Raw genomic sequence first — 19,188 nt, forward strand, 5'->3', positions numbered from 1 at the left:
AAGGGGGCGCGTCGAGGATGAGCACCAAGGACTTCATCGAGAAGGACTACTACAAGGTCCTCGGCGTCCCCAAGGACGCCACCGAGGCCGAGATCAAGAAGGCGTACCGGAAGCTCGCCCGCGAGTTCCACCCGGACGCCAACAAGGGCAACGCCAAGGCCGAGGAGCGCTTCAAGGAGATCTCCGAGGCGAACGACATCCTCGGCGACCCCAAGAAGCGCAAGGAGTACGACGAGGCACGCGCCCTCTTCGGCAACGGCGGCTTCCGCCCCGGGCCGGGCGCGGGCGGCGGCAACTTCAACTTCGACCTGGGCGATCTCTTCGGGGGCAACCCGCAGCAGCAACAGGGCGGGGGCGGTTTCGGCGGCGGTTTCGGCGACGTCCTGGGGGGCTTGTTCAACCGGGGCGGCGGTGCGGGCACCCGCACCCAGCCGCGGCGCGGCCAGGACATCGAGTCCGAGGTCACGCTCAGCTTCACGGAAGCCATCGAGGGCGCCACGGTCCCGCTGCGGATGTCCTCGCAGGCCCCCTGCAAGGCCTGTTCGGGCACCGGCGACAAGAACGGCACCCCGCGCGTGTGCCCGACCTGCGTCGGCACCGGCCAGGTGGCGCGGGGCTCCGGAGGCGGCTTCTCGCTCACCGACCCCTGCCCGGACTGCAAGGGCCGCGGCCTGATCGCGGAGCACCCCTGCCTCGACTGCAAGGGCAGCGGCCGCGCCAAGTCGTCCCGGACCATGCAGGTCCGCATCCCCGCCGGGGTGACCGACGGCCAGCGGATCCGGCTGCGTGGCAAGGGCGCACCGGGCGAGCGCGGCGGTCCGGCGGGCGACCTGTACGTCATGGTCCACGTCGACACCCACCCGGTGTTCGGCCGCAAGGAGGACAACCTCACGGTGACCGTCCCGGTGACCTTCACCGAGGCGGCGCTCGGCGGCGAGGTCAGGGTGCCCACCCTGGGCGGGCCGCCGGTCACCCTGAAGCTGCCCCCGGGCACGCCCAACGGCCGCACCATGCGCGCCCGTGGCAAGGGCGCGGTCCGCAAGGACGGCACCCGTGGCGACCTTCTGGTCACCGTCGAGGTGAGTGTCCCGAAGGACCTGTCGGGGAATGCTCGTGACGCGCTGGAGGCGTATCGCGAGGCGACCGCGGGCGAGGACCCGCGCGCCGAGCTGTTCGAGGCCGCGAAGGGAGCATGACAGAGATGGACGGCCGTCGACGTAACCCGTACGAGCTGACCGAGGAGACCCCGGTCTACGTCATCTCGGTGGCGGCCCAGCTCTCCGGACTGCACCCGCAGACGCTGCGCCAGTACGACCGCCTGGGCCTGGTCTCCCCGGACCGCACGGCCGGGCGGGGCCGCCGTTACTCGGCCCGCGACATCGAACTGCTCCGCCAGGTGCAGGCGTTGTCGCAGGACGAGGGCATCAACCTGGCCGGCATCAAGCGCATCATCGAACTGGAGAACCAGGTCGCCGCGCTTCAGGCCCGCGTGGCCGAGATGGAAGCGGCCCTGGACGGCGCGGCGGCCGCGATGCGGCAGCGCGAAGCGGCGGTGCACGCCTCGTACCGCCGTGACCTGGTCCCGTACCAGGAGGTCCAGCAGACCAGCGCGCTGGTGGTGTGGCGGCCGAAGAAGGCCAAGGACTGAGCACACGGCAAAGGGCCCGGAGGCGGTGAACCTCCGGGCCCTTTCCCATGCCGGTCACGGCTCCAGGATCGCCCAGTCCGCACCGGGCGCCGACTCCGTGCCGTCGGCGTACAGCGCGGTCACCCAGTAGTAGTGGGTGGTGCCGGCGCCGGCCGTGGTGTCGTCGTAGGAGCGGTCCGTGGTGGCCGCCAGCTTCTCGTACGTCCGCGTGGCCGGGTCCCAGCGGTAGACCAGGTAGCCGGTCGCCGCGTCGGCCGCGTTCCACGCCAGGTGGACGCCCGGGGCGGTCACGTCCGCCGTCAGGGTGAGCGGGGAGCCCTCCGGGGTCGCCACCGACGGGGTCAGGTCCAGCTCGTCGACGGCGACGGCGCTCACCGGCCCCAGCCACCGGCTGGAGTTGCCCGCCGTGTCGATCGCGTCCACCCAGTAGCAGGCGTGATTGCCGTCCGGCAGCCGTACGTCCCGGAAGTGGGAGGTGCCCGCCGGCAGCCACGCCCACTCCGAGCCGGAGCAGACCTGCTCGTCGCCCTCCTCGCCGAGCACCACGCCCCGGTTGACCACGTACCGCTTCAGGTCGGGCTCGGTGTTGTCGTCCCAGTCCAGCTCGATGCCGTACTCCGTGGCCGTCGCCGTCAGCCCGGTCACCTGGGCGGGCGGCTTGTCCGAGACCAGCGTGGTGACGGTCGCGGTGTCGGAGAGCGGGGAGACCTGGGGCCACTGCACGTTCTGCACCGCGTAGTGGTAGGTCGTGCCCTCCTCGGCCGTGAAGTCGTCGCAGCTGTACCGGCGGGACCCGTCGGAGAGGGTGGTGTAGCTGGTCGTACAGGTCACCCACCGCGCCGTCGAGGTGTCCACGGGCAGCGTGGTCGAGCGGTAGACGCGGAACTCGTCGTACGGGGCGTCCTCCTGCTTCATCGTCCACTGGAGGGTCGCGCTGCCGATGCCCGCGGTCGCCGTGAGCCCGCGGGGTGCGGCCAGCGGGCGGGTCACCGCCTGGAGGTCGGTGAACGCCGACATGTGGCCCGAGCCGTCCACGGACGCGATCCGGTACTTGGCGATCTCGCCCCGTGCGAGCGAGTCGTCGGTGAGGCTCACGGTGTACTTGAGGTCCCAGGACTTGGTGACGACGCCGTAGAAGTCGGTCCGCTCCACCCGGTACTTCACCGCCGCGTGCACCCCCGACCAGCTCAGTTCGGCGCCCGTGTCGGTGGCGGACGCGGCGAACCGGTCCGGCGGCTTCAGCACGGTGCTGGCGACCAGGGCGTCGGCGGTGCCGGTCGACTCGTTGCCCGCCTTGTCGTAGGCGCGGATCTCGTAGTAGTAGAGGGCGCCGGTCGCGGGCGGGGCGTCGGTCAGGGACGTCGCCGTGGTCGTTCCCACCTTCGTCCAGCTGGTGCTGCCCCGCAGACGCCGGTAGACCCGGTAGCCGGCGAGGTCCATCTCCTGGTTCCTCGTCCAGCTCAGCTTCGTCGTGTTGGCGCTGCTGTCGTAGGACACCAGCGGATCCAGCGGGGTGAGGGGCCTGACCTTGTCGACGGTGGCCGAAGTCCTCGCAGTGTAGGCGAACTTGACCTTGGCGGCGCCGGTCCAGTTGACGTAGTCGATCCGCAGGGTGTGCTTGCCCTTGGGGATCGTCACGTTGACGGTCTTGCTCACCGTCTTGGACGTGTTCTTCCACAGGTCGAGCTTGCGGCTGCCGTCGACGTACACCCGGATCCCGTCGAGGCCGGAGACGGCGAGGGCGAAGGGGCCTCCGGAGCCGAAGTCACGGGTCACCGTCCAGCGGACGCCGAAGTTGTCCTTCGGCAGGCCGGAGGCGGGGGCGCCGCTCCAGCTCTCGCTGATCGCGGAGTCGCAGTCGGTCTTCTTCGGGGTGCCCTTGAAGGTGGTGTTCGCGAACAACTGCCGTTTGTAGACGGGGGAGGCGCAGGTGGTCGTGGCCGCCGAGGCGGACACGCCGGCGCCGCCGAGCAGGGTGCCGGCGGTGGCGAGCACCACGGCGCCGGCCGCGGTGCGTCTGGCTGGGTTCATTCGATCCTCTGGTCGTATCCGTGCGACGGGCGGAGCCGTCCCGATGTCGACTCATGAGGAAAGGAGTTGGTTGTACTGATCTTTGCCTGCCCGTGAACTCCCTTTGGATGGAGGGTCCGTAAAGGGTGTTTGCAGGCGGTTCCGCATACCCTTCACAGACACAGCGGAGCGTAGTGTTGCGCACTCGTTAAGTGGTTCCGCTTGACGCCGGGTATGGCATACGCGTTGTCTTTTCAGACATCTGGGTCGCAAGCAGTCCCATGTCCGGAACGCACATGAAGTGAGCCCCCGAATGCGTCGTATAGCCATGTTTGTGGCCGCGTCCACGATGACCCTTCCACTTGCCGGCTGCGGCATGCTCAACGCGACAGGATCGTCGACGTCCGCGACCCCGACGAAGGGCAACGACATCACGGTGGGTGTGCTGATGCCGGACAAGATCAACACCCGGTACACCAACTTCGACTACCCGATCATGAAGTCGAAGATCGCCGAGCTCACCAACAAGCAGGGCCGGGTCGACTACCAGAACGCCGAGTCGTCCGCCCCCACGCAGGCGAAGCAGATGCAGAAGATGATCGACGACAAGATCGACGTGATCATCCTGGACTCGGTCGACTCGCACGCCATCGCCGGCACGGTGAAGAACGCCGAGAAGGCGGGCATTCCGGTCATCGCCTACGACCGCCTCGCCGAGGGCCCGATCGCCGGCTACGTCTCCTTCGACAACGAGCTGGTCGGCGAGGTGCAGGCCCGTACGCTCCTGGAGGGCCTCGGGCCGAACGCCGACACCTCCGACAAGGTCATCATGATCAACGGCTCGCCGACGGACCCGAACGCCAAGCAGTTCAAGACGGGCGCCCTGTCCGAGCTGACCGGCAAGGTGTCGATTCCGACCGACGCCATGTTCGACACCAAGGACTGGGACCCGCCGACTGCCGGCAAGGAGACGACCGAGGCGATCAACGCGATCGGCAAGGGCAACGTCGCCGCCGTCTACTCGGCGAACGACGCGATGGCGGCCGAGGTGATCAAGTCCCTCAAGGCGGCCGGCATCACCGACCTGCCGCCGGTCACCGGCCAGGACGCGGACCTCGACGCCATTCAGCGGATCCTCGCCGGCGAGCAGTACATGACCGTCTACAAGCCCTACCCGGACGAGGCCGAGGCCGCCGCCGAGATGGCCGTCTACAAGGTGCAGGGCAAGGACATCCAGTTCGACGCGCTCACCCAGGACCAGGTCGACAGCCCGACCAACAAGGACATCCCGGCCCAGCTGGTGCAGGTCAACGCCGTGACGAAGAGCAAGATCAAGGACACCGTCGTCGCGGACGGCATCTACAAGATCTCGCAGATCTGCACCGCCGAGTACAAGACGGCCTGCGACGAGGCCGGCCTCAAGTAAGGCCCTGCCGACGGCCCCCTTCCCTGCGAGGGGAACGGGGCCGCTGCGGCCGGCTACGCGACCCGGGTGAACTCCACCGTCACCTCCGGCGCCCCTCCCGGAACCCCCCGGTAGATCCCCTTGTGCGGCGTGACGTCGTCGTAGTCCCGTCCCCGGGCCACCACCACATGCGACTCGTCGGCCCGCACCCGGTTCGTCGGGTCGTAGCCGCACCAGTCGCCCGCCCAGTACTCGATCCAGGCATGGCTCTGCCCGGCGACGGGCCGGTGCAGCTCCGCCTCCCGCTCCGGGTGCAGATACCCCGAGACGTACCGGGCCGGCAGCCCCAGCCCCCGCAGCAGGGCGATCGTCAGATGCGTGATGTCCTGGCACACTCCCGCCCGCTGGGCCCATGCCTCGGCCGGTGACGTGTTCACACTGGTCGCCCCCGGGAGGTAGGCGACCCGGTCGGCCACCATCCCGGAGACGGCCACCGCGGCCTCGTGCGGCCCCTGCCCGGCGGCGGCCTCCCGTGCCTTCTTCACCAGCTTCTTCGGCACCGTCGTACGGGACGTCCCGGACACGAACTCCAGCAGCCGTGACCCGCCCGCCCGTTCGGCCACCTCCGCCCAGGCCGGCGGCTCCGGCAACGGCCCCGGCGCCGAGGTCTCCACCAGGCTCGACGCCGTGATGGTCAGATCCTCGTGCGGCTCCAGCAGGTCGAACCCGGTGACCTGGGTCCCCCAGTAGTCCCAGTACGACCAGACGGCGGTCGCCGGAGTGACGGTGACCCGCGCGTCCAGCGTGGTCTGCCCCGGCAGGGTCAGCGGGGTCATCCGGACCTCGTTGTGCGAGGAGGCCGCGGGCCGGGCGTACGCGACACGGGTGACGTGCCGGATACGGAGGCGACGAGCCATCTCAGGCTCCTTCCTGGGCCCACTCGACGGGCCCCTGGTACGGGAAGAACCGCTCGGCCACCGCGTCGGCGGACGCCATGCAGGCCTGCTGCAGATCCCGCAGCAGCACCGGCAGCTGGTCCTCCAGGGTGTGCGTGTCCAGGTACTCCAGCCGGGTCCGAAGCCGCCCGACCGGCGACCGCGCCGGATCCTGCCGCGGCCGGCCGAGCGCGGCCAGACACTCCTCCGCCGTGGTCAGCGCGTGCAGCACCGAACGCGGGAAGTCCCGGTCCAGGAGCAGGAACCCGGCCACTCTCGGGGTGTCCCCGAACCCGCTGTGCACCCGCGCGTAGGCCTCGTCGGCGCCGCTCGCGCTGAGCAGCGTCGGCCAGTCCGGCGCGTGCGCCGCGTCCAGCACGCGCACCGCCAGCAGCCGTACGGTCATGTCCACCCGCTCCAGGCTCCGGCCGAGGACGACGAACCGCCAGCTGTCGTCGCGGCTCATGGTGGAGTCGGCGAGACCGAAGAAGAGGGCGGCCCGGCGCCGTACCAGCTCCAGATAGGAGTAGGGGCCGGTGCGGCGGGCCGCCAGGCGCTGTCCGGCCAGGGCGTGCCAGGTGGAGTTGAGGCACTCCCACATCTCGGAGGAGACGGCCTCACGGGCGCTGCGCGCGTTCCGGCGGGCGGCGCCCAGCGCCCCCTCGATCGCCCCCGTCGAGCGGGCGTCGAAGGCGAGCTGGTCCAGGACCTGCTGCATGTCCACGGGCTCCGGGCCGGCGTCGACGCCGAGGATCGCGTACAGCGACCGGCAGGCCGTGTCCTCGTCGCGCCAGGGGTCCTCCAGCATCCGGTGCAGGTAGGCGTCGAGGATGCGGCCGGTGGCGTCGGCGCGCTCGACGTACCGTCCGGTCCAGGTCAGTGCCTCGGCGATACGGGAGAGGATCACGTCGTTCACTGCTGGTGCGCTCCTTCCGGTACGTCGGGACGGATGCCGTCGGGGCCCAGGAGGCGCGGGGCGATCTCCGGGACGGTGCCGGCCGGGGCCGGTGCGGGCCGCTCGGCGGGGCCGTCGGCGAGCACCCAGGTGTCCTTGGAGCCGCCGCCCTGGCTGGAGTTGACGATCAGGTTGCCCTCCTGGAGGGCGACCCGGGTCAGTCCGCCGGGCAGCACCCAGATGTCGTCGCCGTCGTTCACGGCGAACGGGCGCAGGTCAATGTGGCGGGGTGCCATGCGTTCACCCGCGAGGGTGGGAGAGGTGGAGAGGGCGACCGGACGCTGCGCGATGAAGCCGCGCGGATCGGCGACAACGGCTTTGCGAGTGCGTTCCAGGGTCTCGGCGTCGGCCTTCGGCCCGATCACGATGCCCTGTCCGCCGGCACCGTCGACGGGCTTCACGACCAGCTGGTCGAGCTGGTCGAGGACCGCCTCCAACTGGCCCGGTTCATCAGGTCGGTAGGACTCCACGTTGGGGAGAATCGGTTCCTCACCGAGGTAGTAGCGGATGAGATCCGGGACGTAGGTGTAGAGGAGCTTGTCGTCCGCGATGCCGTTGCCCACGGCGTTCGCGAGTGTGACGTGACCGGCGATGGCGGCGTTCAGGATGCCGGGGCAGCCGATCACCGAGTCGGGGCGGAAGTGCAGCGGGTCCAGGAAGTCGTCGTCGAGGCGCCGGTATACGACGTGCACGGGCACCTCGCCGCGCGTCGTCCGCATCCACACCCGGTTGTTGCGGCACACCAGGTCGTGACCCTCGACCAGCTGCACGCCCATCAGCCGGGCCAGCAGGGCGTGTTCGAAGTAGGCCGCGTTGCCGGGCCCCGGGGTGAGCACCACCACCCGGGGATCGCTCGCCGCCCCGCCGGGCGCGGCGGCGCGCAGCGCGGCGAGCAGCCGCCCGGCGTACCCGTCCACCGGCAGCACATGCTGTTCGGCGAAGAGCGAGGGGAAGATCCGGGTCATCGCCCGCCGGTTCTCGATGACGTACGACACCCCGCTCGGCACCCGCACGTTGTCCTCGAGGACCCGGAACTCCCCGGCCTCGTCCCGCACCAGGTCGATTCCGGCCACGTGGATGCGCACCCCGCCGGGCGGTTCCACCGCGTGCGCCGCCCGGTGGAAGTGGGGCGAGGACAGCAGCAGCCGCCAAGGCACCACCCCGTCCTCGAAGGCCCGGGCGTGCCCGTAGGCGTCGGCGAGATAGGCCTCCAGGGCTCTGACCCGCTGGGCCACGCCTCTTCGTACGAGGTCCCATTCCAGGGCGTCGAGGATCCTGGGCACCAGGTCCAGCGGCCAGGGCCGCTCCTCGCCCGCGAAGGCGTAGGTCACGCCACGGTCGGTGAAGGCGCGGGCCATCTGGTCGGCCCGGAAGCGCAGTTCACCGGGCTCGATCGGCTGGAGTGCCGCCAGTACCGGCTCATAGGCGGTCCTGACCTCACCCGGCCGCACAAACATCTCGTCCCACGCGTCGGCCAACGCGTACGCGTCAAATATGTCCGCCATGAAGGGACGTTAGAGCGGGCACGTAACACGGTGATCACCGGCGGATTTCGGGGATTCGCCAGGTCCCCGCGTGACGTGCCCGCGAGCGGCCCTCCTCGCAACGCGCCTCCCCCGTGGGCGCGTTGCGGGGGCCCCGGATCCGATCGGGGGAGGCCGGACCGGGGCCCCTTTGGGTGTCCGGCGAACACCCGTGGGAAGCGGTACCCACGATGCCTCTGTGGTTCTGCCGCCACCACCGTCATCTTGTTGCAGCGCGGGCTGCGGAGGCCGGGAGATACCGGAGCGTATCGGCCTATCGCGACGCCGGGTGCGAGGGGAGCCGTGTTGCGGACCCGGTCCGGACCGCTCATAGTTGCGCTGCGGAAGAGGCAGCAAACCGGGGGTGGAATGGGCGATGGCCGGGCACGGGACGGACAAGCATCCACACGGTGCCGACCGGCTGTGCACCGCCGGGGACCGCGTGTATTCCCGCGCCGTGCGCCGGGGCCGGGTACCGCGCACGGACGCCGACGCGGTGCCCTGCCTGCTGGAGCTGGCGCTGCTGCACCCGGACCCCGACGACATGGACTGGCTGGTGCCGACCTCCCCGCAGGAGGTCATGACCCGGCTGCTGCGCGGGGTCTACGACGAGGTCACCGACAGCCAGCGGCGGGTGGGCTCGGCGGTCGAGGCCTTCGAGTGGTACGCCGGTCTGGGCCGGCAGCTGCAGGTGGTGTCGGCCTCCGCCGAGGGCACGGCGGCGATCCGGGTCCTGGACGGGCTGTCACGGATCCAGGCGGCGATGGACGAGGCGACGGAGGCGTGCACCGGCGAGGTGCTGACCGTGCAGCCGGGCGGTATCCGCCGTGAGTCCGAGCTGACCGAGGGACTGCACCGGGCGGTCGCCCTGCGCGGCCGGGGCGTGCGCATGCGGGACCTGTACACGCATGTCGCCCGGCACGGCCAGGGCCTGCTCAACTACCTGGAGCTGATGGGCGACGCGGTGGAGGCCCGGACGCTCGACGAGGTCATCGACCGCCTCATCCTCTTCGACCGCACGGTCGCCTTCATCCCCGCCAACACCGACCGCACGATGGCCCTGGAGCTGCGCCATCCCGCCCTGGTCGAGTACTTCGTCACCGTCTTCGAACGCCTGTGGCGCCTCGCGGTCCCCCTCACCACCCCGCTCCCCGACACCGGCATCAAGGGCATCTCGCACCGGGAGCAGTCCATCGCGGCGCTGCTCGCGGAGGGCCATCAGGACGCGGTGATCGCCGAACGCCTGGGCATCAGCGTCCGTACCTGCCGCGCCCACATCGCCCGCCTCTCGGAGACGCTGGGCGCGGCCAGCCGCACCCAACTGGGCGTGCGGATAGCGCAGGTGGGGCTGGACCGGCCGCCGGGCGAGGCGAGCGGGGCGCCGGCCGTGATCAGCCTTCCTGATCAAGGATCCCCGACCGGCCGATGAGGTAGCCGAGCTGGGCGCGGCTGTCGCTGCCGAGGGTGGTGGCGAGCTTGGCGATGTGGACGCGGGCGGTGCGGATACGGCCGCCGCGTTCCAGGAACCGCTGATACCGGTCGAAGGAGATCGCGTCGGCGGCATTGCCACGCGGACCGACACGACCGGTGTGCGGCTGGACGCAGAGCAGTTCCTGGTCCCCCGCGGACATGGCGTCGTTGATGCGCGCGGTGCCGGTGCGGAGCCGCATCAGCGGGAGGCCGGTGCCGGTGTCCGCGATCTTGGCCCGGGTGGCGCGCAGCAGCCGGGTCAGGGCGGCGGCGGGCGCCAGGGGCTGCAACCGGTCCCGGTGGCCGGGGGCCGGACGCAGCAGCCCGGTCTCGGCCAGGCAGGGGGCCGCGACGGACGCGGCGGCGTCCAGGTGGCCCTCGCGTAGCGCCTGCCCGTGCAGCCCGTCACCGGCCTCGCGCAACTCGGTGACGGCATGGTTCGGATGCGGTGGCGGGGGAGCTGCCCCCGGGGTCACCGACCGTCCTCCGGACCGGCGGGGGCGCTGCCGGTGTTCAGAATCCCCGACTGCGCGATCAGATACCCGAGCTGGGCACGGCTGCCACTGCCCAGTGCCTGGGCCAGTTTGGCGATATGGGCGCGGCAGGTGCGGACGTTCATGCCCAGCCGGCGGGCGATGGCCTCGTCGACATGGCCCTCCACCAGAAGCTTCGCGATGGAGTGCTGAATCTCTGTGATGCCGTCGGGCGCCGCTTCGTACGGCCCGTCGATGTTCAGGGGTACCGCACGGCTCCACATGAACTCGAAGACCTTGATCACATAGCGGACCAGGCCCGGGTGGCGTACTTCGAGCGCGACCTGCTGGTCGTCGCGGATGGGGATGAAGGCGACCGTCTCGTCGCAGATGATCAGGCGCTCCACGACTTCGTCGATCGTGCGGTACTCCGCCTTGCCGTCCGCGAGATAGGCGGCGTAGGCCAGCTTCTCCGGGTTGTGCCTGGCCGTGTGCTGGTACAGGGTGCGGATACGGACCCCTCGTTCGATGAGAGGCCGGTCACGCTCCATCCCGCGCAGCACGTTGCGCTCGGAGACGCGTTCGCTCGGATGGACGCTGAGCACCTCCGTCTGACACTGCGCCGTCGCCAGGTTGAGCGCCGCGTTGATACGGTCGCCGCCTTCGAGTACGGCGATCGAGTCGCTGGTCGCCATGACCTGTGTGCTGAGCGTCATAAAGGGCTCGAACGACTCGGCCAACTCGGTCGACAGGCGCCGGCGTTCGGAGATCTCGTGTTCAAGAGGGCTGAGCCGTCTTGCCAGGGCCACCGCAGGGGGCACCGGACGCAGCCAGTCCGGGTCGTCCGGATCCGGATGGAGCAGGGCGAACTCCATCAGGCAGGGGGCCGCCTCCGCATCCGCGCGCGCGACGCGTCCCGCGCGCAGAGCTGTGGCGTAGACGCGGGCACCGTCCTCACACAGTTCTGTCACCGCGTGGGGATGCGTCTCCTTTGTCTGATTCGTTATCAAATCTCCACCCCCCAGGGTCCTGAACATGCAGGAACATGATGCATTGATTGTGTGGCCACGACGTGTCCGAATGAGCCATCGTCGTAGAAGACGAAGGAGCAGGGACCTTCAAGTGAGGACGAAGCCGAACATGCGCGGGAAATTGCTTCGGTCGGTGCTTGTCACCGCCTGCTCCGTTGTCATGGCCCTCGTTGCGTGGAGTGGTGCTGCCGACGCGAAGGGTGACGTTCGGGCCAATACCAGCTGGCCGAGTGTTGTAGTGGACACCGCGGAAGGAACCGGGAGCTGACGTGACCACCCCACCCGACGACCGATCCTTCCGTCGTGAAATGGCCACCGCCTACCGCTCTGGCTGGCACTTCATCGACCTGGTCACCGCCATCCCCCACAGTGGTGACTCGCTGATGGTGACGGTCTTCGGTGAGCCGGTCGTCGTCACGCGGGACGAGGACGAGGACGTACGGGCCTACCGGTGCCTGCGTAAGCCCCGGGGTGCGCCGCAGCCCGTGCGGTGCGCCGTCCGGTACGGAATGATTTTTGTGAATCTGGACCAACGGGACCACCGGCTGGCTGAGCCGGAGGTACCTGACCTGAGGACCATCTCGGCCACCCCCCGCAGTGCCTGACGCGATTCCCCCGTCGTAAAAGATCGCTCAGGTGCTTCCCCCCGCAGCGGCGTCACCGTGACCTGAACACGGTGACGCCGCTGCAGTTTTCTGGGGACATTTCGACGTATCGGCCGGTTTCGGCCAAGGTCCACGGTGGCTGAAACCCGCCGGTGGAAGCCCGGTAGAACAGGGCGGCCGCCCCGGGGTGGCCGACTCGATCCCGCCCCCTGCGCCCCGGCACCCACACCACCGCGTCTTCGGCGCCCGCCGCGAACGGGTGCCGCCCTCACCCAGGGCACTCTCCCGGCCGCTCGCCCGCGCGGCCCCCTTCCATCCCCACCCCCCCCGTCACGCCAAGCCCTCGCACCCCCGAAGCTGGTCCCCAGAAAGGCTCCCGTCTCCACCTTGAGTGGAATAGACTCAACTTTATGTACGTTGGCTGAGTCAGCCGAACGATGCCGAGGAGGAGAACGCGAACGTGGACGCCGAGCTGACCAACAGGAGCCGGGACGCGATCAACGCGGCCAGCAGCCGGGCCGTGACCGAGGGGCATGCGGATCTGACGCCTGTTCACCTGCTGCTGGCTCTGCTTGCCGGGCAGGACAACGAGAACATCACCGACCTGCTCGCGGCCGTCGACGCCGACCAGGCCGCCGTACGCCAGGGCGCCGAGCGCGCGCTGGCCGCGCTGCCCAGCGTGACCGGCTCCACGGTCGCGCCCCCGCAGCCCAACCGCGAACTGCTCGCGGTCCTCGCCGACGCGGCCGACCGCGCCCGTGACCTCGGCGACGACTACCTCTCCACCGAGCACCTGCTCATCGGCATCGCCGCGAAGGGCGGTGCGGCCGGCGAGGTGCTCGACCGGCAGGGGGCCACCGCGAAGAAGCTGGTGGAGGCCTTCCGGAAGGCGCGCGGCGGACGCCGGGTGACCAGCGCCGACCCGGAGGGCCAGTACAAGGCGCTGGAGAAGTTCGGGACGGACTTCACGGCCGCCGCCCGGGACGGCAAGCTCGACCCCGTCATCGGACGGGACCAGGAGATCCGGCGGGTCGTGCAGGTGCTGTCCCGCCGTACCAAGAACAACCCCGTGCTCATCGGCGAGCCGGGCGTCGGCAAGACCGCCGTGGTCGAGGGGCTCGCCCAGCGGATCGTCAAGGGGGACGTGCCGGAGTCGCTGAAGAACAAGCGGCTGGTGGCGCTGGACCTGGGTGCGATGGTCGCGGGCGCGAAGTACCGGGGCGAGTTCGAGGAGCGGCTGAAGACCGTCCTCGCCGAGATCAAGGACTCCGACGGGCAGATCATCACCTTCATCGACGAGCTGCACACGGTCGTCGGCGCCGGAGCCGGCGGTGATTCCGCCATGGACGCCGGCAACATGCTGAAGCCGATGCTGGCCCGCGGCGAGCTGCGCATGGTCGGTGCGACCACCCTCGACGAGTACCGGGAGCGGATCGAGAAGGACCCGGCGCTGGAGCGCCGCTTCCAGCAGGTGCTGGTGGCGGAGCCGAGCGTCGAGGACACCATCGCCATCCTCCGTGGCCTCAAGGGCCGGTACGAGGCCCACCACAAGGTCCAGATCGCCGACAGCGCGCTGGTGGCCGCCGCCACCCTCTCCGACCGTTACATCACCTCCCGCTTCCTCCCCGACAAGGCCATCGACCTGGTCGACGAGGCGGCCTCGCGGCTCCGTATGGAGATCGACTCCTCGCCCGTCGAGATCGACGAACTCCAGCGCGTCGTCGACCGGTTGAAGATGGAGGAGCTGGCGCTGGAGAAGGAGACCGACCCGGCCTCCCGGGAGCGCCTGGAGAAGCTGCGCCGCGACCTCGCCGACAAGGAGGAGGACCTGCGCGGCCTCAACGCCCGCTGGGAGCGCGAGAAGCAGTCCCTGAACCGGGTCGGCGAGCTGAAGGAGAAGCTCGACGAACTCCGCGGCACCGCCGAACGCGCCCAGCGCGACGGCGACTTCGACACCGCCTCCAAGCTGCTGTACGGGGAGATCCCGCAGCTGGAGAAGGAGCTGGAGGCCGCCTCCGAGGCCGAGGAGGAGACCGCCCGGGACACCATGGTCAAGGACGAGGTCGGCTCCGACGACATCGCGGACGTGGTGGCCGCCTGGACGGGCATCCCCGCCGGGCGCCTCATGGAGGGCGAGACCCAGAAGCTGCTCCGCATGGAGGACGAGCTGGGCCGCCGCCTCATCGGCCAGGCCGAGGCCGTACGCGCGGTGTCCGACGCCGTACGGCGGTCCCGTGCCGGCATCGCCGACCCGGACCGCCCCACCGGCTCCTTCCTCTTCCTCGGCCCGACCGGTGTCGGCAAGACGGAACTGGCCAAGGCGCTCGCCGACTTCCTCTTCGACGACGAGCGGGCGATGGTCCGGATCGACATGTCGGAGTACAGCGAGAAGCACAGCGTGGCCCGGCTGGTCGGCGCCCCGCCCGGATACGTCGGCTACGAGGAGGGCGGCCAGCTGACCGAGGCGGTCCGCCGCCGCCCCTACTCCGTGGTCCTCCTGGACGAGGTGGAGAAGGCCCACCCCGAGGTCTTCGACATCCTCCTCCAGGTGCTGGACGACGGCCGCCTCACCGACGGCCAGGGCCGCACGGTCGACTTCCGCAACACCATCCTGGTGCTGACGTCCAACCTGGGCAGCCAGTACCTGGTGGACCCGGTGCTCAGCGAGGAGGAGAAGAAGCGGCAGGTCCTGGAGACGGTCCGGCAGTCCTTCAAGCCGGAGTTCCTCAACCGCCTGGACGACCTGGTCGTCTTCTCCGCCCTGGCCAAGGATGAGCTGGCCCGGATCGCCCGGCTCCAGATCGACCGGCTGGCCAAGCGCCTGGCCGACCGCCGGCTCGCCCTGGAGATCACTCCCGAGGCGCTGGCCTGGCTCGCCGAGGAGGGCAACGACCCGGCGTACGGCGCCCGGCCGCTGCGCCGCCTGGTCCAGACCGCCATCGGCGACCGGCTGGCCAAGGAGATCCTGTCCGGCGAGGTCAAGGACGGCGACACGATCCGCGTGGACGCCTTCGGGGAGGGCCTGATCGTGGGCCCGGTGACGGCGGAAAGCACCACCGAAGGCACCGGTAAAACCCTGTAGCAACCGCGAGAGGCGGGCCCGTCACCCGGTGGGTGGCGGGCCCGTCCGCCTTCACCGCCTTGCGGAGCCGGGCCGCACAGGGCCGCACAGGGGCATCACCGGTGAGCTGGTGGCACGCGATGTGCGGTGAGTCTCGAGTCGAGAGCACGGGTGGGACGAGGATTCAGGCGGAATCGACTGCTTTGGAGAGTGGTCCGACGCTCTTTCGCCGAGCTTCGACGGACCAGGGGCCGGGGGCCTGGATTCCGGTATTCATCTCGTTGATCCGGCGCGAATCGGCGGCTCGGGGGTGAGCGGGTTGCCGGTCACGGTGCAAGGGAGAGAGGGTGGGTCTTACGTCTGGTCTCAGTGATGACCGGACGAGCCAGACGACCGCAGGAGTGTTCACGTATGTCCATCGACCCGTCCTCGATTCCGAGCTTCGGCGGCCAGCCGGAGCCGCAGCCCCAAGGACCGGCGGGCCCCGTCGTCCCGGATCAGGATCTTGTGAAGCAGCTCCTCGACCAGATGGAGCTCAAGTACGTCGTCGACGACGAGGGTGACCTCGCGGCGCCGTGGGAGCAGTTCCGTACGTACTTCATGTTCCGTGGCGAGGACGAGCAGTCGGTCTTCTCGGTGCGGACGTTCTACGACCGCCCCCACAAGATCGACGAGAAGCCCCAGCTCCTGGAGTCCATCGACGACTGGAACCGTCGGACGCTGTGGCCCAAGGTCTACACCCACACCCATGACGACGGCACCGTCCGTCTCATCGGTGAGGCGCAGATGCTGATCGGCATGGGCGTCGACATCAACCACTTCGTGTCGTCCACGGTCAGCTGGGTGCGGGCCGCGATCGAGTTCGACAAGTGGCTCGTCGAGCAGCTCGGCCTGGAGGAGGCCGTCAACGACGCCGACCAGCCCGAGAGCGACGACGAGTAGGCAGCTCTACAGGGGCGTGCCGGCGACGACGACCAGGTACGCGCCGTAGCCGAACGAGAGCCCGGCCAGGGCCGCGACCACCACGGACGCGTGCCAGGGCCGGGCTCTCGCCGTGCGGACCAGCGCCCGGGCCAGCGGGAGGAGGAGCGGGAAGGCCGGCAGGAGGAAGCGCGGCTTGGACTCGAAGAAGCCCGAGCCGCCCAGCGTGATCAGCAGGAGTACGGCGGTGTAGGCGAGGAGCGGCAGCGGGGCCCGGTCCAGCAGCAGGAGCGCGTAGAGGACCACCGCCGTCGCCACGATCACCAGGGCCATCGGGAAGACGAAGCGGTCGCCGCGCAGCAGCAGGTCGCGGACGAAGCCGAGCGAGCCCCGGCCGAGGTCGAAGCGTGAGCCCCACAGCCGCTGTACGCCGAAGTAGCCGCCGAGCGGATCGCCGGTGCGGCGGCCCACCCACAGGACGTACGCGAGCCAGCCGAGCGGGGCGAGTGCCGCGCCCGTCCACAGCCTGTGGGCAACCCGGCCGCGGGAGCGGTGTATCGCGCAGCCGGCGGCGAGCAGGACGGCCGCCGCGACCGCGAAGCCGTTCGGCCGGGACAGGCCCGCCAGGGCGGCCAGCGCGCCCGCCCACAGCCAGTTCCCGGCCAGGACCGCGTACAGGGACCAGGCGGCGAACGCGGTCAGGACCGGTTCCGTGTACGCCATGGACAGCACCACGGAGTGCGGGAGCAGGCCCCAGAGCAGGACGAGGGCCGTGCCCACCGCGCGGCCGTGCAGCCGGGCGCCCACCGCGTAGATGCCGGCGGCGGCCACGGCGGAGGCCGTCCAGGAGACCAGCAGGCCGGCACCCGCCCCGCTCAGCGGGGTGACGGCCGTCAGGGTGCGGATCAGGGCCGGGTAGAGCGGGAAGAACGCCAGGTCGCTGTGGATGACGTCGGGGCGGAAGTACAGGGTGCGGCCGTAGCCGTGCGCCGCGATGCCCAGGTACCAGACCGAGTCCCAGGACCGGCCGAGCAGGGTCAGCGGATGCCTGCCGCCCGCCCAGGCGGCCAGCGCGACCACGGCCATGCCGGTGAGCCGGGCCGCCACGAACAGCCCGACCGCGACGCCGCCCGCCGTGAGGACGGACATCCGGGTGCCGGGTCGCTGTGCGAGGGACGGGGCGAGAGCGGTGGTGCTGGTGGTCGTACTGGCGGTGGTGCTGGCGTGGCTCACATTCGCACCCTGCCGGGGGACCGAGGGGAGGGCGAGAAATATGCGTCCGATGGGGTAGCGGAGGGGCACGCCCCCTGGCGTGGTGCGGGCCGCCGAGGGGCCCGGGGGTGGTATCGGGCCCGACCGCCACGGTCGCGATCACGATCAGGGGAAACCGCTTGTTCTCCGCGCACGATGCTCCGCGCACGATGCTCCGCGCGCGAGGTGATCGTCCGTCGGCCGGTGGGGGCGGTTCCGCTCAGGGGGCGGGGCGGTGGTTCACGCGCCGATGGCGTGCAGACCCGGGCCGGTCATGAGCCTGCGCAGGGCGTCCTCGGTGGCCTGGTCCGCCGGGGTGACCGCGATCAGGCACTGGTCCGAGTCGTCCAGGGTGGCCAGGGTGTCGTAGCAGAGGGCGAGGTCACCGGCGCGCGGGTGCCGGACGCGTTTGCGGCCGTGGGCCCGCTGCCGCACCGTGTGGTCGTCCCACCAGGCCGCGAACTCCACGCTTCGGCCGCGCAGTTCGGCGATCAGTTCCCGCAGGCGGGGGTCGTCGGGGTGGCGGGCGAGATTGGCCCGCAGGTTGCCGACGCTCTCGCGGGCGACCCGCTCCCAGTCCAGCTGCATCGCGCGCATGTGCGACAGGAACAGCACCCGGGCGGAGTTCGACGCCTCACCCGTCCCGAAGTCGGCGCCGAACAGCGCCTTCGCCGCACTGTTGTGGGCCAGTACGTCGAAGCGGAAGTCGATGACGTAGGCGGGGATCATCGGCATCCCGGCGAGCAGCACCCGCAGCGAGTCGCCGACCGGGGTGGTCAGATGCTCGGCGACCGGGGTCTCGCCCCGGGCGATCAGATGCAGGTGCCGGCGTTCGGACGGCGACAGCCGCAGCGCCTGGGCGACGGCGTCCAGGACGGCGGCGCCGGGCGTGCCGACCCGGCCCTGTTCGAGGCGGATGTACCAGTCGATGCTGACGGCGGCGAGCTGGGCGACCTCCTGGCGGCGCAGCCCCGGCGTCCGGCGGCGGCTCCCGTCCGGCAGCCCGACCTCGGCGGGGAGCAGCCGTGCCCGCATGGCGCGCAGGAACTCTCCCAGCTCCGGGCGCCCCGGTGATCGGCTGCTCGTCATGCCGTCATGATTCCGGCCCCGGCCGGCCGCTGTCGAGACCGGATCCTGGCACCCCGGATGCCAGGATCCGGAGCGCCTTCCCGAGGGTCCGCCGCGGCCTTGATCGTGGGGTCACCGACCCGCTCGACCGGCCCAGGAGGGCACGATGAGGAAGACGACCCGAGCCGCCGCCGCGCTGGCCGCCGTCGCCGCCGTGACGACCGGCGTGACCACGGCCAACGCCGACACCGGCGCCGCACACGACCGGGGCCACACCGCCGCCCGCAGCGCCTCCGCCCACGACGGCGGCTACGGCTACAGCCGGGTCCGCAAGGGCGTCCCGGACTCCGCCGCCCGTTTCGCGGTCTCCAGCCCGGACGTCCGTGACGGCGGCACCTTCCCGGCCGACGCCTACGCCGACTCGTTCGGCTGCTCCAGCGGCAACCGGCAGATCCGGCTGGCCTGGCACGGCGCGCCGCAGGGCACCCGCAGCTACGCGGTCACCCTGTACGACCCCGACGCCCCCACCGGGGCCGGCTTCTGGCACTGGCTGACCTGGGACATCCCCACCACCGACACCGCGCTGGGCGGCACCCTGCCCACGGGCGCGGTGGCCGGCACGAACGACGCCGGACAGACCGGCTACCTGGGCCCCTGCCCGCCGGTCGGCGACATCGCCCACCACTACCGGATCACCGTGTACGCACTGGACACGCCCAGTCTGGACCTGCCGGCGACCACCCCCGCCACGGTCACGACGTTCACCATGTCGAGCCACGTCATCGGCTACGCCACGCTGACCGCGAGCGCCCGCAGGTAGGCCCGGGTGAAC

Annotated in this window: 16 protein-coding genes; 8 read left to right on the top strand and 8 right to left on the bottom strand. The window is 70.7% G+C overall.

Going from position 1 to position 19,188, the window contains the following annotated elements:
* Positions 1-17: 17 nt before the first annotated feature.
* Together dnaJ and ACFWXC_RS09835 are read left to right on the top strand one after the other, a co-directional pair.
* Positions 18-1,196, top strand: a complete 1,179-nt coding sequence (gene dnaJ / locus ACFWXC_RS09830) for a molecular chaperone DnaJ (RefSeq protein ID WP_384475847.1) — start codon at positions 18-20, stop codon at positions 1,194-1,196.
* Positions 1,197-1,201: 5 nt separating this feature from the next.
* Positions 1,202-1,648, top strand: coding sequence for a heat shock protein transcriptional repressor HspR (locus ACFWXC_RS09835; protein WP_351708068.1), 447 nt, complete (start codon positions 1,202-1,204; stop codon positions 1,646-1,648).
* 54 nt (positions 1,649-1,702) lie between these two features.
* Here the strand turns inward: ACFWXC_RS09835 and ACFWXC_RS09840 are convergent, their stop codons facing one another.
* Complete coding sequence (locus ACFWXC_RS09840; RefSeq protein ID WP_384475850.1) at positions 1,703-3,679, bottom strand: PA14 domain-containing protein; 1,977 nt, start codon at positions 3,677-3,679, stop codon at positions 1,703-1,705.
* Between the two features lie 292 nt (positions 3,680-3,971).
* On the opposite strand from ACFWXC_RS09840, the gene ACFWXC_RS09845 reads away from it, so the two are divergent.
* Positions 3,972-5,084, top strand: coding sequence for a sugar ABC transporter substrate-binding protein (locus tag ACFWXC_RS09845; RefSeq protein ID WP_384475853.1), 1,113 nt, complete (start codon positions 3,972-3,974; stop codon positions 5,082-5,084).
* A gap of 53 nt (positions 5,085-5,137) precedes the next feature.
* Here the strand turns inward: ACFWXC_RS09845 and ACFWXC_RS09850 are convergent, their stop codons facing one another.
* Genes ACFWXC_RS09850 through ACFWXC_RS09860 form a run of 3 tightly spaced genes read right to left on the bottom strand, consistent with a single transcriptional unit; the run spans position 5,138 to position 8,458 of the window.
* A complete protein-coding gene (locus tag ACFWXC_RS09850; RefSeq protein WP_384475856.1) occupies positions 5,138-5,980 on the bottom strand; it encodes a transglutaminase N-terminal domain-containing protein in 843 nt (280 codons plus the stop codon).
* Between the two features lies 1 nt (position 5,981).
* Positions 5,982-6,914, bottom strand: coding sequence for an alpha-E domain-containing protein (locus ACFWXC_RS09855; protein WP_384475859.1), 933 nt, complete (start codon positions 6,912-6,914; stop codon positions 5,982-5,984).
* Complete coding sequence (locus ACFWXC_RS09860; RefSeq protein ID WP_384475862.1) at positions 6,911-8,458, bottom strand: circularly permuted type 2 ATP-grasp protein; 1,548 nt, start codon at positions 8,456-8,458, stop codon at positions 6,911-6,913. The genes ACFWXC_RS09855 and ACFWXC_RS09860 overlap by 4 nt, the downstream gene beginning before the upstream one ends.
* A 394-nt stretch (positions 8,459-8,852) precedes the next feature.
* Here ACFWXC_RS09860 and ACFWXC_RS09865 point away from each other — a divergent pair, with 394 nt between their 5' ends.
* Positions 8,853-9,905 carry a LuxR C-terminal-related transcriptional regulator gene (locus ACFWXC_RS09865; protein ID WP_384475865.1) on the top strand — a complete coding sequence of 351 codons (1,053 nt, stop codon included), beginning with the start codon at positions 8,853-8,855 and terminating at the stop codon, positions 9,903-9,905.
* Here the strand turns inward: ACFWXC_RS09865 and ACFWXC_RS09870 are convergent.
* On the bottom strand, positions 9,868-10,422 hold the full coding sequence (locus ACFWXC_RS09870) for a hypothetical protein (protein WP_384475868.1): 555 nt from the start codon (positions 10,420-10,422) through the stop codon (positions 9,868-9,870). The two genes, ACFWXC_RS09865 and ACFWXC_RS09870, sit on opposite strands and share 38 nt — an antisense overlap.
* Positions 10,419-11,456: a helix-turn-helix transcriptional regulator gene (locus tag ACFWXC_RS09875; protein ID WP_384475871.1), complete on the bottom strand. Its 1,038-nt coding sequence runs from the start codon at positions 11,454-11,456 to the stop codon at positions 10,419-10,421. The genes ACFWXC_RS09870 and ACFWXC_RS09875 overlap by 4 nt, the downstream gene beginning before the upstream one ends.
* A 263-nt stretch (positions 11,457-11,719) precedes the next feature.
* Here ACFWXC_RS09875 and ACFWXC_RS09880 point away from each other — a divergent pair, with 263 nt between their 5' ends.
* From ACFWXC_RS09880 to ACFWXC_RS09890, 3 genes are all read left to right on the top strand, one after another.
* Positions 11,720-12,055, top strand: coding sequence for a hypothetical protein (locus tag ACFWXC_RS09880; protein ID WP_384475874.1), 336 nt, complete (start codon positions 11,720-11,722; stop codon positions 12,053-12,055).
* 460 nt (positions 12,056-12,515) lie between these two features.
* Positions 12,516-15,137 carry an ATP-dependent chaperone ClpB gene (clpB, locus tag ACFWXC_RS09885; RefSeq protein ID WP_384475877.1) on the top strand — a complete coding sequence of 874 codons (2,622 nt, stop codon included), beginning with the start codon at positions 12,516-12,518 and terminating at the stop codon, positions 15,135-15,137.
* A 390-nt stretch (positions 15,138-15,527) separates the two neighbouring features.
* Positions 15,528-16,058, top strand: a complete 531-nt coding sequence (locus ACFWXC_RS09890) for a YbjN domain-containing protein (RefSeq protein ID WP_384475881.1) — start codon at positions 15,528-15,530, stop codon at positions 16,056-16,058.
* Positions 16,059-16,064: 6 nt separating this feature from the next.
* Here ACFWXC_RS09890 and ACFWXC_RS09895 read toward each other — a convergent pair whose 3' ends face one another.
* A complete protein-coding gene (locus ACFWXC_RS09895; RefSeq protein WP_384476134.1) occupies positions 16,065-17,186 on the bottom strand; it encodes a hypothetical protein in 1,122 nt (373 codons plus the stop codon).
* A gap of 342 nt (positions 17,187-17,528) precedes the next feature.
* Entirely contained in the window at positions 17,529-18,377 is an 849-nt protein-coding gene (locus tag ACFWXC_RS09900) for a helix-turn-helix transcriptional regulator (protein WP_384475884.1), read from the bottom strand.
* A 145-nt stretch (positions 18,378-18,522) separates the two neighbouring features.
* On the opposite strand from ACFWXC_RS09900, the gene ACFWXC_RS09905 reads away from it, so the two are divergent.
* Complete coding sequence (locus tag ACFWXC_RS09905) at positions 18,523-19,176, top strand: YbhB/YbcL family Raf kinase inhibitor-like protein (RefSeq protein WP_384475887.1); 654 nt, start codon at positions 18,523-18,525, stop codon at positions 19,174-19,176.
* The last annotated feature ends 12 nt before the right edge of the window (positions 19,177-19,188 follow it).

Source organism: Streptomyces sp. NPDC058683, from assembly GCF_042716195.1.
Taxonomy (GTDB): domain Bacteria; phylum Actinomycetota; class Actinomycetes; order Streptomycetales; family Streptomycetaceae; genus Streptomyces.